We start from the raw sequence: 14,293 nt of genomic DNA, 5'->3' as shown, positions 1-14,293 counted from the left end.
CATTCTATCAGATCGGGAGACACCGTCCATGAAATCGTCACGCGTTGCGCCATTGGTTGCCATTCTCTGCGCGATTTCGCTCACTGCCTGCGCCAATACGGTGCGCGGCGTCGGCAAGGATGTCAAAAGTACCGCCCATGCGATCCAGGATACCGTGGAATAGCATCTAGGGTGTTCAGCCGTACGCCAGGCGCCTTTATATTCCGGGCCGCTTAAGTCGTTTTTGTTTGGCGTAGCATCATATTCGAACCGCTCAATTCCAGGAGCGGATTATCTCAAGGGGCGATCCACTGCAAAGAGGATCGCCCTTATGATTCGATCTTTGTTCTACCCGGCCGTTCCTGTGCGCTGGTTGTGCTTGCGCTTCATGAAGGCCTTGGCTGTCTCGACTGCGACGGCCGCGTCACGGCAATAGGCGTCGGCGCCGACAGCCTTGCCGAATTCCTCGTTGAGCGGCGCGCCGCCGACGAGGATGACATAATCGTCGCGGATGCCCTTTTCCTTCATCGTATCGATGACGACCTTCATATAGGGCATGGTGGTCGTCAGCAGGGCTGACATGCCGACGATGTCCGGCTGGTGCTCTTCGATGGCGGCCAGGTAATTTTCGACCGGATTGTTGATGCCGAGGTCGATGACGTCGAAGCCGGCGCCCTCCATCATCATGCCGACGAGATTCTTGCCGATGTCGTGAATGTCGCCCTTGACGGTGCCGATCACCAACTTGCCCTGTTTCGGCGCGCCGGTGGCAGCGAGCAGGGGACGCAGGATGAACATGCCCGCCTTCATCGCATTGGCCGAGAGCAGGACTTCCGGCACGAAGAGGATGCCGTCGCGGAAATCCTCTCCGACGATGCGCATGCCTTCTACGAGCGCTTCGGTGAGAACCCTATAGGGCACCCAGCCGCGTTCGAGCAGGATATTGGTGCCTTCCTCGATCTCTTCCTTAAGGCCGTCATAGAGATCGTCATGCATCTGCTGCACGAGTTCGTCGTCGGAAAGTTCGGAAAGAATGATTTCGTCGTCGGCCATTAGCGCACCCTCACCTTGAGCTCCGTTCTTGAAAAACGGGCCATCGCATTTCTACTACATATCTGACAAGCCGTAAAAATCCATTGCTCAAAAGCGACCTCGCGAAACATGAAAGCGACCGGAGCCTGTCTTTAACGCGCCACGGTTTGGCGCACACGGGAACGTTCTTTCCTCCATCGCGATTAGGCTGTTGGTTCGGATATCCATATGTGCGAAAGGGAGACTGCGTATCCAGGCGCAGGAGAAAAAAGATGGACCAGGAAGCATCTGTCGAAACCGGAGAAGAGAGCAGCGGACGCCGCGGGCGCGGCGCAAGCGGCGGAGCTGCTGCAAGACGCGCTGCGCGCTCGGGCGGTGGTCCGGGCAAGTCGCTCACCTACATCACCCGCAACGTGCCCGTGTACGAGGTGCTGAACGAGGAAGGGCTGGCGCTGATCGAGGCAAATGCCGATATCGTTCTGGAGGAGATCGGCATCGAATTCCGCGACGATGCGGAGGCGCTGGCGCTATGGCGCGAAGCGGGCGCGGACGTCAAGGGCGAGCGCGTGCACTTTCCGAAAGGGCTTTGCAGGTCGCTTCTGAAGACCGCTCCATCAACCTATATCCAGCATGCGCGCAACCCGGAGCGTTCCGTGCAGATCGGCGGTAATGCGACAGTGTTCGCTCCCGTCTACGGCCCGCCCTTCGTGCGCGACCTCGACGGAAATCGCCGTTATGCGACGATCGAGGATTTCCATAATTTCGTGAAGCTCGCCTATATGGCGCCGTCCATCCACCATTCCGGCGGCACGGTGTGCGAGCCGGTCGACGTGCCCGTCAACAAGCGCCATCTCGACATGATCTATGCGCATATCCGCTATTCGGACAAGCCGTTCATGGGCTCGGTGACGGCGCCTGAGCGGGCCGAAGACACGATTGCGATGTGCAAGATCCTGTTCGGCGACGAATTCGTCGAGAACAACACGGTCCTGACCAGCCTGATCAATGCCAATTCGCCGATGGTCTTCGACGAGACCATGCTCGGCGCGCTGAAGGTCTATGCGCGCCACAACCAGGCCTGCATCGTCACGCCGTTCATCCTTGCCGGCGCCATGAGCCCGGTGACGGTAGCCGGCACGCTGACGCAGATCCTGGCGGAAGTCCTGGCCGGTGCATCGTTCACGCAGCTGATTCGCCCCGGCGCGCCTGTCATTTTCGGCACGTTCGCCTCGTCGATCTCCATGCAGTCGGGTGCGCCGACCTTCGGCACGCCGGAGCCCACGCTCGTTTCCTACGGCGCGGCGCAGCTCGCGCGGCGTCTCGGGCTGCCTTTCCGCACCGGCGGCTCGCTCTGCGCTTCGAAGCTTCCCGATGCGCAGGCGGCCTATGAAAGCGCCAACACGCTCAATTCGACGATGCTTGCCGGCACCAATTTCGTGCTGCACGCGGCAGGCTGGCTCGAAGGCGGGCTGGTTTCATCCTATGATAAATTCATGATGGATATCGACCAGCTCGGGATGCAGCAGAAGTTTGCCCAAGGCGTCGACCTCTCGGAGAATGGCCAGGCGATGGATGCGATCCGCGAAGTCGGCCCCGGCAGCCATTATCTCGGCTGCGCGCACACACAGGCCAATTTCCAGAGCGCTTTCTATCGCTCCTCCATTGCGGACAATAATTCCTACGAGCAATGGCTTGCGGAGGGCGAGAAGCGGGCCGATCAGCGCGCCAACGATATAGCGCGCCGCTGGCTGGAAACCTATGAGGCGCCATATCTCGATCCGGCGATCGACGAGGCGCTGCAGGCGTTCATCGCGGAGAAGAAAGCCTCGATGCCTGACGCCTTCACATGAAAGAAGCCCGTAGACGGCCGGGCTAAAGTGGCCGATCTGATTCACCGCGAGGTCTGGGGGTCGGCCATAAGCGGCCGTGCCGAAAAATGACCAGGCATTCGCCTTCGCTGGGCGACATTGCCGCCGCGCTGGAGCCCTTCGGGCTTATCTCGCGCGGCGGCTTTGTTTTCGGCGATGGCAACGATGCGCCGCCTGCGCTGGATCGGGATCATGCGCGTAGCGTGGTTCTCGCCGGTCATGCGGGATCGTCCATCTGGCCGCATTTTTCACGCTGGTATGCTGTTAAGGGCGGGGGCGAGGCCAATCCACTCGATCGCTGGTCGAAAGAGGTGCTGGACGAGGCTGCGGCGAGGCTGGGCGCAAGGGCGGTTTTCCCATCCGACAAACCGTGGCTGCCGTTCCAGCAATGGGCGATGCGGGCAGAAGGTTTGCAGCCATCGCCGCTCGGCCTGCTGATCCATCCGGTCTATGGGCTCTGGCACGCCTATCGCGGCGCGTTGCTGTTCGATGAGGAGATCGGCTTTCCCGCGCGTGATGATTTAGGCCATCCGTGCGAGCGATGCGCCGCCAGACCTTGTCTCTCGGCCTGCCCGGTCGATGCGTTCGACGGTACTGGCTTTGCCGTCGACATCTGCCGGAATTATCTGCGGGCGGATGCCGGGGAGGCCTGCCGTGATGGTGGCTGTCGCGCCCGGCTCGCGTGCCCGGTCGGGCGGGAATATGCCTATGAAGCCGCGCAGCAGCGCTTTCATATGGCGGCTTTCATAAGCTCCAATAGAGGTTTTTAGCCTCGGCGACCGCGTCGTTCGCGGCGTGGGGCAGCGGTGCCGTCGCCGGCGATCTTGTTGCGCATCGGGCCGATGGTCTCGATGATGGTTTCGACCGTGGGGCGTGGCCCCTGGATGTGACTGTCGAGCGCTTTGCGCATGGCCGCCAGATGAACGAACGAGGTGCCGCAGCAGCCGCCGATGATCCTGGCGCCAGCATTGGCGGCCAGATGTGCATAATTCGCCATCAGATCCGGCGTTCCGGAATAGTGGATTTCCGAGCCGCGAAATTCGGGTATGCCGCAATTGCCCTTCACCACGACGGTGGCTGCCGGGTCGGCGTCGGTCATGTCGAGAAGCGACGACAGAATATCGGAAGCGCCGACGCCGCAATTGGCGCCCACCGCCACCGGCTTTGCTGCAAGCCCGTCCACGACATGATGAATATCCCTGGGATGGAGCCCCATCATCGTCTTGCCGGCCGTATCGAACGACCCGGTATAGACATAGGCGAGGCCGAGCGACGTCGCGGCTTCCGCCGCGGCGCGGATTTCGTCTGCCGCCGACATGGTTTCGATCCAGGCGACATCGACGCCGCCGGCCTTCAATCCCTCGATCTGTTCCTTGAAGGCTGCAACCGCCTCCTCATAAGTAAGTGCGCCGAGCGGTACGAGCAGTTCGCCCGTCGGTCCGACCGAACCGGCAACGATCACCTTGCGGCCCGCCTTGTCGGCGACAGCGCGGGCAAGCTCGGCCGCTTTCTTGTTAAGCTCGAAAACCCGGTCCTGGGCATGATGCAGCTTCAGGCGATGCCTGGTGCCGCCAAAGGAATTGGTGAGAATGATATCGGCGCCTGCATCGACGAAGCCCTGGTGCAGCGCCTTGATCTTGTCGGGATTGCTCTCGTTCCAGAGCTCCGGCGCTTCGCCCGCCTCGAGCCCGGCCGCAAAGAGGTTGGTGCCTGTCGCGCCGTCGGCGAGCAGCACGCCTTTTTCAACGATGAGATCGGATAGCGGGTTCGATGCGGGCGCGGCATTCATGGCGGTGTTTCCAGTTTCAGAGATTGGATAAAGATATAAGGAAGTCTTTATATCAGGTCAATGCGTATGCCGCATATGGCCTGCTCAATCGACGATCACGTAATGCACGGGAAGCTTGGTATCCGGATAGGTGCGGTAAGCCAGTTCCGAAGAGGCGATTTTATCGGCTGGCAATTGGATATGCGCGGCTTGGAGAATAGCCATGACCTTTTGTGGCGGCTTATCGCCACCGAACCAGAGGACGAGCAAAGGTTTGACGATCCGTGACGCCGCATCGGGTGTTTCCGGATGAACGACCCTGATCGAGGGATCATAGAGCCGGAAATTGCCGGGTATCTGCGGGAAATCTGCCAGAACGGTGGAGAAATTGCCCTGTTCATGCACTTGCCTGAACAATTGCGCGTAGTCGAGCTGACCGATGGGCGGGTCGTTTCGGCTGCCATAGATCAGGTTGATGGCCAGGACCGGCGGGACCAGGAGCGCCACGACGATGCTGACGATGCCGAAATCGAACAGGCTGCGGTCGGTCAGCCGGTAACGGTGGAGGAGATAGGCGAGGCTGGCCGGAAGCAGGAACAGCACGGGCTGCAGCCAGCGGTCCTTCACATTGGTCGCGCCGGTCAGGCAGACGCCGACAAAGACAACAGCAAAGCCGATAAGAATGAGGCGGAGCAGGAACCGCTCGCCCGTCGTCACGGCGACAGGGGCAGGGTTTCTTCGGTTGCGATGGAGAATGAATATGATGCCGGCGACGGCGACGGCGAGGATAGAGAAGAGGAAACTGACCTCGAAAAGCCGAAACACGCCAAGCATCCGGTCGAGCAGGAAACTGCCGGTGGCGCCGATCTCGAACTTGCTCGAGCGGGCCAGGACGCTGTCCCTGTGCTGCAGCATCCATAAACCGGTCGGTGCAAGGCAGAGTGCAGAAACGGCTATTGTCACCAGCGAAAGGCGCGACAGCAGCACCTTCCTGTAATCCGCGATCGTCAGGGATGTGACGAGCAGGGTGAGGAGAAAGAAACTGGCGTTGAACTTGCCGAGGAAGGCGGCCGCCATCGCCAGCCCGAAGAGCGCCGCGGATAGGGCGGAACGTGATCTCATGTGCCAGGCGAAGGCCAGAAAGGCCCAGGCGCAGCCTGTCGTGCCGGCGACGGAGTGGGTGAGCGCGCGCTGCGATTCCCAGCCGATCTGCGGAATGAGGAACAGGCCGAGCATTCCGGCAGCGGCGACATTGCGCGGCAGGCCCAGCAACCGAATGCCGCCATAGACGCTGGCGAACATGCTGGCGAGCAGGCCGAACTTGACGATCTGCAAGGTCAAAAGGCTGGTGCCGATCAGCGCGGCCGCAAAATTGGTGATCCATGTATAGAGCGGCGGCTGCGAACCGCCATAACCCCAGGCGAGATAACCTATATTGGCCAATTGCTCCGCATCGTCGAGACCGGCGCCATTGGAGATAAAGGCCACAAACATCGCCTGGAAGGCGAAGTAGCAGAAGACGAACAACAAAGCCGGATGCATGCCGAGCACGCGTCGGGAGGAAGTCGTGGATAGGGTCCGTTCTATGTTCATAAACGCTGTTCATCCTGTGGATGCATGGTCCTATCCACTGGATAGATATAATGCGCCCTGCTTCGGCAAAAAACCTGCCGGAGCCTTTTCCCAGAATCATGGCATCAATACAACGGCGGAATGGTGAGTTTAAAAAAGACGTGCAGATAGTGAAGACTGGAAGATAATCGAGACGCGGTGGAGCCGGCGAGTAGTCTCGTTTACTCCGCCGCCTGCTTTGCGTCGTGGGTGATGGGCGTGACCATGGCGGAGATGACGCTCCGCATGTCGATGTGGCCGACGGGTTTTCCTTTTCCGTCGTGCACATGGATTTCGCTTACATGCTCCTCAGTCATGATGCGCGCCGCATGTTCGAGGATCGTGCCTGTGGCGACGGAGGGCAGGCCGGTGCCGCCATTGCGCAGCCCTGGCGTCATGATCGTGTCCACCATGATGACACGCCCGCGATTGACCTCCTTGACGAAGCTCGAGATGTAATCGTCGGCGGGCTTCAGCACGATGTCCTGTCCCGTGCCCTGCTGGACGATCTCGCCGTCGCGCAGGATGGCGATGCGGTCGCCGAGGCGGAGCGCCTCGTCGAGATCGTGGGTGATGAAAACGACCGTCTTCTTGATCTCCTTCTGGAGGTCGAGCAGGACGGATTGCATGTCCATGCGGATGAGCGGATCGAGCGCCGAGAAGGCCTCGTCCATGAGCAGGATTGGTGCGTCGTTGGTCAGCGCCCGCGCGAGGCCGACGCGCTGCTGCATGCCGCCGGAGAGTTGGTTGGGATAATTGTCCTCGAAGCCGTCAAGGCCTACGCGGACAATCCAGCGCCTGGCTGCTTCAAGCTGTTTTGCCCGCGGCACGCCCTGGATTTCAAGGCCGTAGACCGTGTTTTCCAGGACGGTTCGGTGCGGCAGGAGAGCGAACTTCTGGAACACCATCGCCGTCTTGTGGCGGCGGAACTGGCGCAACTCGGCCTCGTTCATCTTGACCACGTCGGTGTCGTCGACCAGCACTTCTCCGGCTGTCGGATCGATCAGCCGGTTGATATGGCGGATCAGCGTGGATTTGCCCGAGCCGGACAGCCCCATCACCACCTGGATGCAGCCCGCCGGCATGTCGATATTGATGTCCCTGAGACCGAGGACGTGGCCATGCTTTGCGTTAAGCTCAGTCTTTGTCATGCCGTCCATGACGGCATCGATATAGGCTTTGGGATTCCTGCCAAATATCTTGTAGAGATTCTTGATGGTGATCCCGGTGCCGCGCGCGCTCGTTTCGGCCCCCGTTTCTGGCGTTATCTCAACCATGGATCGTCTCCAGATGTTTCTGCAGCCGTTTGCCATAGGCCTGGCTTACGCGGTCGAAGATGATGGCGATGCCGACGATGGCGAGGCCGTTGAACATGCCGAGCGTGAAATATTGATTGGCGATGGCCTTGAGAACCGGCTGGCCGAGGCCCTGGACGCCGATCATCGAGGCGATGACGACCATGGCGAGCGCCATCATGATGGTCTGGTTGATGCCGGCCATGATGGTTGGCAGGGCGAGCGGCATCTGCACGTTCTTCAGCCTCTGCCAGCTTGAGGAGCCGAAAGCGTCGGCAGCTTCCAGCACATCCTTGTCCACCAGCCTTATGCCGAGATTGGTGAGGCGGATGATCGGTGGGATCGCGTAGATGACCACGGCGATCAATCCGGGAACGCGACCGATGCCGAGGAGCATGACCACGGGGATGAGATAGACGAAGCTGGGCATCGTCTGCATCACGTCCAGGACCGGATTGACAACGCTCTGGAAACGATCCGATCGCGACATCAGAATGCCAATGGGGATGCCGATGGCTATGGAGAGAACGGTGCAGACGAAGATCATCGAGACGGTCTTCATCGTATCCGTCCACATGTCGAAGAAGCCGATGAGCAGAAGCGTGATGACCGCGCTTGCAACAATTTTCCAGTTGCGGCTCGCAAACCATGCGATGGCGGCAATGAGCGCGATGATGATCGGCCACGGGGTCGTGGTCATGAACCGCTCGGATTGGATGAGAAAATATTGCAGCGGGTCGAAAAAGGATTCGATGGCATCGCCATAGGCGCGTGTGAACGCGCGGAAACCTTCATCGATGGATTTCTTCAACGCGGTGAGCGTGCTGTCGTCCATATGCGGAAAGCGGTACAGCCAGTCCATTAGGCGCTATTTCTCCTCTTTGGGGCTTCTATTGTGCGGCTTTTTTCCGGCGCAGTCATTCGAAAACGCGGGCAGTATCCGGCGAAAACGCAAGCATCATCGGGCGTCCTGAACAACGCCATATTGATGCATGCCTTCATCTGCCTCCCCAGTATCTATCGAGGGGCGATCTTCTCCCCGTCCTTTGACACGTCAATTTGGGAAAAAGAAAGAAGCTGCGCCTGCGATGCCTTACTCGCCCCCGCGTGCGCGGAAGTCAGGGCGAGGGGCAAAGACGCACTGTGCAGGCGAACAGGTGGCGGATCGCTCCGCCACCCATTGCCAGATCACATGACCGAAGCCTTGATTTTTTTCGCGGCTTCCGGCGAGACCCATTTGCTCCAGATATCCTCATTGTTCTTGAGGAAATATTTCGCGCCGTCTTCGCCGGTGGCCTGATTATCTGACATCCAGGCCAGAAGCTTGTTGACCGTTTCGTTCGACCAGGACCGGGCCTTGAGATAATCGAGCGCCGGTCCAGCGCGGTCGGCGAATTCCTTGGTCACGAGGGTCTCGACACTGTCCTTCGGCCATTCATTGGGCTTGGGGTCCGGGCAGTTCTCGACGGTGTTGCAGCGCTTCCATTCCGCTTCGTCATAAGCCACGCCGTGGCCGAGCTTGACCATCTCGTATTTGCCGAGCAACGCGGTCGGAGCCCAGTAATAGCCGAGCCAGCCCTGTTTGCGCTCATAGGCCTTGGCGATCGAGCCATCAAGGCCCGCGGCCGAACCGGTGTCGACGAGAGTAAAGCCCGCCTTTTCAGCGCCATAAGCCTTGAAGAACTGCGCCGTGACACGGGTGCCGCCCCAGCCCTGAGGTCCGTTGACGACAGCGCCCTTGGAGGAATCTTCCGGAGCGGGAAAGAGTTCGGGATGCTTCAGCGCATCGGGGATCGTCTTGATGTCCGGATGGGCATCGGCAATGTATTTCGGGATCCACCAGCCCTGCTCGGCGCCATCGGACAAGGCCGGGACGACGGAGACGAGCTTGCCTTCCTTGATGCCCTTGTTGACGACATCAGGCAAGAGATCGACCCAGCCTTCCGGCGCGATGTCGGGCTCTCCCTTTTCCGTCATGGAGGTGATGGTCGGAACCGTATCGCCGGCAACAAGCTCAGCGGTGCAGCCATAGCCTTCGGTAAGGATGATCTTGTCCAGATTGGCCAGAACCTCGGCCGATTGCCAGTTCATGTTGGCGATCGTTACCTCACCACACTCGGCGGCCGATGCCATGCCGGCAAAAGCGCTGGAAAGTCCCACGAAACCGGCAGCTAGAATCGTTGAAGCAAGCAGCTTCTTCATCATGTGTTCTCCCATTCCCAACAGTACCAAGATTTTTTCTGTCTGCCAGCGTACTGCGCGACCAGCCGACCTTTTTTTCCCATGTCCATGCAACCTTCTCGCTAGGCAAATTAGCCTTTTATTGGCGACGATTGGTGTCCGGATAGCGACATGCCCTTTGGTTCGCACGTTTAATTCCTGTCTTCAACCCCGCCACCCAACTTCTTTTGGGAAGAATTGGCCCTCGCAGACGGAAAAAGGGGCCAAGACGTCCTAATCGGGTTGCTGCAAGTGCGAAGAGGCGCTTTTAGGCAATGTGCATAAATCTGCGGCGCCGACCTGCGCGCATTTGCGGCATCATAGCTTAAAAACGACAGGATTTGACGGCTTTACGGAAGCTGCGGAAAAGGAATTGACGCATTGCAATATCAACGCAGCTTACGGCGTCCTTCGTGCGTCCTGAAGACCGCACGGCGCTGTAATGAAGATCCCCGGAGCAACACGGCAATGCTTTACATTTTCAATCGAAATAATAGCGTCCACATTTCCTGGAATGCAACCGAAAAGCGCGCCGATCGCGATGATCGCAATCGCGCCAGATCGCTGTTCTCGCGCATGTCGGTCGTCTGGAGAGGTTCGGCGGGCTGAAAAGCCTGCAACGGCAAAAACCGTGCTGCCCCGAAGAGAAAGCACGGCTTTGCCAAATTACGCATGGCGCTCCCGCTAAAACACACTACGACAGCGGGAATAACAACTCCGGTACGCAGTACCTGATCCGGAGCGGTGAGGCGGTGTCGTTCCGTCTCGGCTCCCTTTCTAGCGCCACATCGTTACCGTTGAGTTAGCAAGAGCTTAAGCAAATCTAAATCCGGTCATTTTTTTGGATTTTTGCATCGGTCGCTGTTTCGGGCAAATCTCCACGCAGGAAATTGACGATTGCCGAGAAATCGTCGCCGCCATGCCCATGCGCGTTGAACATGTTATAGATCTGGGCGGCGTGGGCGCCGAGCGGCGTTGAGGCATTCGCTGCCTGCGCGGCTTCCTGTGCCAGTTTCAGATCCTTGAGCATCAGCGCGGCTGCGAAGCCCGGCGTGTAGCCCCGGTTGGCGGGCGAGGCCGGTACTGGACCGGGAACCGGGCAATAGGTGTTAAGCGACCAGCACTGGCCGGAGGAGGTGGAGGCGACATCGAAAAGCGCCTGATGCGACAAACCGAGCTTTTCGGCGAGCACGAAGGCTTCCGAGACGCCAATCATCGAAATGCCGAGGATCATGTTGTTGCAGATCTTCGCCGCCTGGCCGCTGCCTGCTTCGCCGCAGTGAACGATGCGACCGGCCATCGGCTGCAGGATCGGTTCGGCCTTGGCAAAGGCTTCGGTGGAGCCGCCGGCCATGAAGGTGAGGGTGCCCGCTGCGGCTCCGCCTACGCCACCGGATACGGGCGCATCGACCGACAGCAGGCCATGCCGCCTGGCGATCTCGTGGGCCTTGCGCGCGGAATCGACGTCGATGGTCGAGGAATCGATGAAAAGTGAATCCTTTTGTGCCTTTGGCGCGATATCCTCATAGACCGAGACAACATGCCTGCCAGCCGGCAGCATGGTGATGACGATTTCGGCGCCATTGATGGCAGCGGTGGCGTTGGCCATGACCATGACGCCGCTTTCGGTGGCTATCTTCAGGTTTTCCGGCAGGAGATCGAAACCCTGCACGCAATGTCCCGCCTTGGCCAGATTGGCCGCCATGGGGTTTCCCATATTGCCGAGGCCGATGAATGCGATGGTGGCCATGCTCTGTTCTCCCTGGATATAGATGCGATCAGCGGCCAATCATCTGGCGGGCGATGATGACGCGCATGATTTCGTTGGTGCCTTCGAGGATCTGGTGGACGCGCAGGTCGCGCACCAGTTTTTCCACGCCGTAATCGTGGAGATAGCCGTAGCCGCCGAAAAGCTGCAGCGCGTCATTGGCGACGGAAAAGCCGACATCGGTGACGTAGCGCTTGGCCATGGCCGACCATTTGCCGGCGTCCTGCGTCTTGCGGTCGAGCTTCGTCGCCGCCGCATAGAGCAGGAGCCTTGCGGCTGACAGTTCCGTCTCCATGTCTGCAAGCTTGAACTGAAGCGCCTGGAACTGGTTGAGGGTTTGGCCGAAAGCCTTGCGCTGCGCGGTATAGTCTATCGCCTTGTTGAGCGCGGATTGCGCGCCGCCGAGCGAGCAGGCGGCGATATTGAGACGCCCGCCGTTGAGACCCGCCATGGCGATGCTGAAGCCGGTGCCTTCCTCGCCCAGAAGATTTTCCACGGGCACGCGGCAATTGTCGAAGATCACCTGCCGGGTGGATTGCGCGTGCCAGCCCATCTTGTATTCATTGGCGCCGAAGGAAAGCCCCGGCGCATCCTTGTGAATGACCAGCGCAGAAATTCCCTTTGGCCCGTTCTCGCCGGTACGCACCATCGTCACATAGATGTCGCTGTCGCCTGCACCTGAAATGAACTGTTTCGAGCCGTTCAGCACATAATGGTCGCCGTCGCGGATCGCACGGGTGCGCAATGCCGCGGCGTCCGAGCCGGAGCCCGGTTCCGTCAGGCAATAGCTCGCCAGCCATTCCATCGACACGAGTTTTGGCAGGAAACGATGCCTCTGTTCCTCATTGCCTGAAGTGTCGATCATCCATGCCGCCATGTTATGGATGGAGATGAAGGCGGAGAAGGCGGGGCAGGCGCCGGCGAGCGCCTCGAAGATCAGCACCGAATCGATGCGCTGCAGGCCCGATCCGCCGACATCTTCGTCGACATAGATGCCGCCCATGCCCAGCGGTCCGACCTCGCGGATGACATCGGCGGGAAAATGCCGCTCGCGGTCCCATTGCAGCGCATTGGGCGCGATACGGTCGAGGGCGAAGCTTCGCGCCATGTCCTGGATCGCGCGCTGTTCCTCGGTCAGTTCGAACTGCCCGACGGATGGATTGATGATGGCGTCCATGGCTTCCTCCCATTCTGTCTCTTAATCTAGTGCAATGCAGGCAGCGCGCAAACGCTTCGTTCCGATAATCTGCTTCTAGGCAGGGCCACGCGAATGCGTTAGGCAAGCGACATGACGCGCGCCATCATGCTGCAGGGAACGGGTTCGGATGTCGGCAAGACGGTGCTGGTCGCCGGGCTGTGCCGGCTGGCGCGGCATCGCGGGCTGAAGGTCCGCCCGTTCAAGCCGCAGAACATGTCGAACAATGCCGCCGTCAGCGACGACGGCGGCGAGATCGGACGGGCGCAATGGCTGCAGGCGCTCGCCTGCGGGGTGCCGTCCTCGGTGCACATGAACCCGGTGCTGCTCAAGCCGCAATCGGAAACCGGAAGCCAGATCGTCGTCCAGGGCAGAGTTGTCGGTCAGGCGAAGGGCCGCGAGTACCAGCGTCTCAAACCGCAACTGATGGATGCGGTGATGCAGTCGTGGGAAGAGGTGCGGGCAGGGGCCGATCTCGTCATCGTCGAGGGGGCCGGTTCGCCGGCTGAAATCAATCTGCGCGCCGGCGACATCGCCAATATGGGCTTTGCAACGCGGGCGCGTGTGCCGGTAGTGCTGGTCGGCGATATCGACCGTGGCGGCGTCATTGCCTCCATCGTCGGCACTCATGCGATCCTTTCCGAAGAAGACCGGCAGATGATTACCGGTTATCTCATCAACAAGTTCCGCGGCGATATCTCGCTTTTCGACGATGGCCTTGCTGCGATCACAGGTTTTACCGGCTGGCGCTCCTTCGGCGTAGTGCCGTGGCTGAAGGCCGCCGCACGCCTGCCGGCGGAGGATTCGGTGGTGCTGGAGCGGCTGGCCAAGGGTGAGGGCAGAGCGCTGAAGGTGGCCGTTCCGGTGCTCGACCGCATTGCCAATTTCGACGATCTGGATCCCCTGAAGGCCGAACCGCAGTTGGAAGTCGTCATGGTCAGGAGCGGCGAGCCGCTTCCCGCCGATTCCGGTCTGGTGGTGATTCCCGGTTCGAAATCGACGATCGGCGATCTCAAGCGTTTTCGTGAAAATGGCTGGGATCGCGATTTGCACATGCATCTGCGGCGTGGCGGCCATGTGATCGGCATTTGCGGCGGCTATCAGATGCTGGGGCGCATGGTGCGCGATCCCGATGGGATCGAGGGTGATATACGCGACATCGAGGGGCTGGGGCTCCTTGATATCGAGACGGTGATGGCGCCGGAAAAGACGGTGCGCAACTCGACGGCGCGTTCCGCGGTTTTCGATGTTCCGCTCGAAGGATATGAAATCCATCTGGGGCGTACAGGCGGCCCGGACTGTTCACGGCCCGCCGTCATCCTGAACGGCATTCCCGACGGCGCGGTATCGCCCGATGGCCGGGTGTTCGGCACCTATCTGCACGGGCTTTTCAGCTCGGATGCGTTCCGGGCGAAGTTTCTCCATTCGCTCGGCGTTTCCGGCGGCACGATCTCCTATCGCACGCAGGTGGAGCAGGCGCTGGACGACGTGGCGAATGAGCTTGCCGCCTGTCTCGATGTGGACGCCTTGTTTAATCTCGGCGCAGGCTGATCCTGC

12 protein-coding genes are annotated in these 14,293 nt (G+C 60.0%); 4 read left to right on the top strand and 8 right to left on the bottom strand.

Annotated features, from left to right (window positions below; genetic code table 11):
• The first annotated feature begins 28 nt into the window (after positions 1–28).
• Complete coding sequence (locus DUT91_RS00820; RefSeq protein ID WP_114438481.1) at positions 29–163, top strand: entericidin A/B family lipoprotein; 135 nt, start codon at positions 29–31, stop codon at positions 161–163.
• 164 nt (positions 164–327) lie between these two features.
• On the opposite strand, the gene DUT91_RS00815 is transcribed toward DUT91_RS00820, so the two are convergent.
• Positions 328–1,032, bottom strand: coding sequence for a corrinoid protein (locus tag DUT91_RS00815; protein WP_114438480.1), 705 nt, complete (start codon positions 1,030–1,032; stop codon positions 328–330).
• 251 nt (positions 1,033–1,283) lie between these two features.
• Between DUT91_RS00815 and DUT91_RS00810 the strand changes: the two genes are divergently transcribed.
• Both DUT91_RS00810 and DUT91_RS00805 read left to right on the top strand, forming a co-directional pair.
• The gene (locus DUT91_RS00810; protein ID WP_114438479.1) at positions 1,284–2,861 is read left to right on the top strand and encodes a trimethylamine methyltransferase family protein; all 1,578 of its coding nucleotides are present in this window, start codon (positions 1,284–1,286) and stop codon (positions 2,859–2,861) included.
• An 86-nt stretch (positions 2,862–2,947) separates the two neighbouring features.
• Positions 2,948–3,649, top strand: a complete 702-nt coding sequence (locus tag DUT91_RS00805) for a 4Fe-4S dicluster domain-containing protein (protein ID WP_114438478.1) — start codon at positions 2,948–2,950, stop codon at positions 3,647–3,649.
• Here DUT91_RS00805 and bmt read toward each other — a convergent pair.
• The 7 genes from bmt to DUT91_RS00770 form a co-directional block, all read right to left on the bottom strand.
• Positions 3,646–4,668: a betaine--homocysteine S-methyltransferase gene (gene bmt / locus DUT91_RS00800; RefSeq protein WP_114438477.1), complete on the bottom strand. Its 1,023-nt coding sequence runs from the start codon at positions 4,666–4,668 to the stop codon at positions 3,646–3,648. The two genes, DUT91_RS00805 and bmt, sit on opposite strands and share 4 nt — an antisense overlap.
• An 84-nt stretch (positions 4,669–4,752) precedes the next feature.
• The gene (locus DUT91_RS00795; protein ID WP_114438476.1) at positions 4,753–6,240 is read right to left on the bottom strand and encodes an ArnT family glycosyltransferase; all 1,488 of its coding nucleotides are present in this window, start codon (positions 6,238–6,240) and stop codon (positions 4,753–4,755) included.
• A 200-nt stretch (positions 6,241–6,440) separates the two neighbouring features.
• Positions 6,441–7,535, bottom strand: a complete 1,095-nt coding sequence (locus DUT91_RS00790; RefSeq protein ID WP_114438475.1) for a quaternary amine ABC transporter ATP-binding protein — start codon at positions 7,533–7,535, stop codon at positions 6,441–6,443.
• Positions 7,528–8,415, bottom strand: coding sequence for an ABC transporter permease (locus DUT91_RS00785; RefSeq protein ID WP_114438474.1), 888 nt, complete (start codon positions 8,413–8,415; stop codon positions 7,528–7,530). The genes DUT91_RS00790 and DUT91_RS00785 overlap by 8 nt, the downstream gene beginning before the upstream one ends.
• Before the next feature lie 326 nt (positions 8,416–8,741).
• A complete protein-coding gene (locus DUT91_RS00780) occupies positions 8,742–9,755 on the bottom strand; it encodes an ABC transporter substrate-binding protein (protein ID WP_114438962.1) in 1,014 nt (337 codons plus the stop codon).
• Between the two features lie 841 nt (positions 9,756–10,596).
• A complete protein-coding gene (gene mmsB / locus DUT91_RS00775) occupies positions 10,597–11,523 on the bottom strand; it encodes a 3-hydroxyisobutyrate dehydrogenase (RefSeq protein WP_114438473.1) in 927 nt (308 codons plus the stop codon).
• 28 nt (positions 11,524–11,551) lie between these two features.
• Positions 11,552–12,718, bottom strand: coding sequence for an isobutyryl-CoA dehydrogenase (locus DUT91_RS00770; RefSeq protein ID WP_114438472.1), 1,167 nt, complete (start codon positions 12,716–12,718; stop codon positions 11,552–11,554).
• Between the two features lie 111 nt (positions 12,719–12,829).
• Between DUT91_RS00770 and DUT91_RS00765 the strand changes: the two genes are divergently transcribed.
• Positions 12,830–14,287 carry a cobyric acid synthase gene (locus DUT91_RS00765; RefSeq protein WP_114438471.1) on the top strand — a complete coding sequence of 486 codons (1,458 nt, stop codon included), beginning with the start codon at positions 12,830–12,832 and terminating at the stop codon, positions 14,285–14,287.
• The last annotated feature ends 6 nt before the right edge of the window (positions 14,288–14,293 follow it).

Source organism: Paramesorhizobium salinisoli (genome assembly GCF_003335045.1).
GTDB classification, from domain to species: domain Bacteria; phylum Pseudomonadota; class Alphaproteobacteria; order Rhizobiales; family Rhizobiaceae; genus Paramesorhizobium; species Paramesorhizobium salinisoli.
The sequence above is the reverse complement of the archived record's forward strand: the minus strand, read 5'-3'. Positions and strand labels throughout refer to the sequence as shown.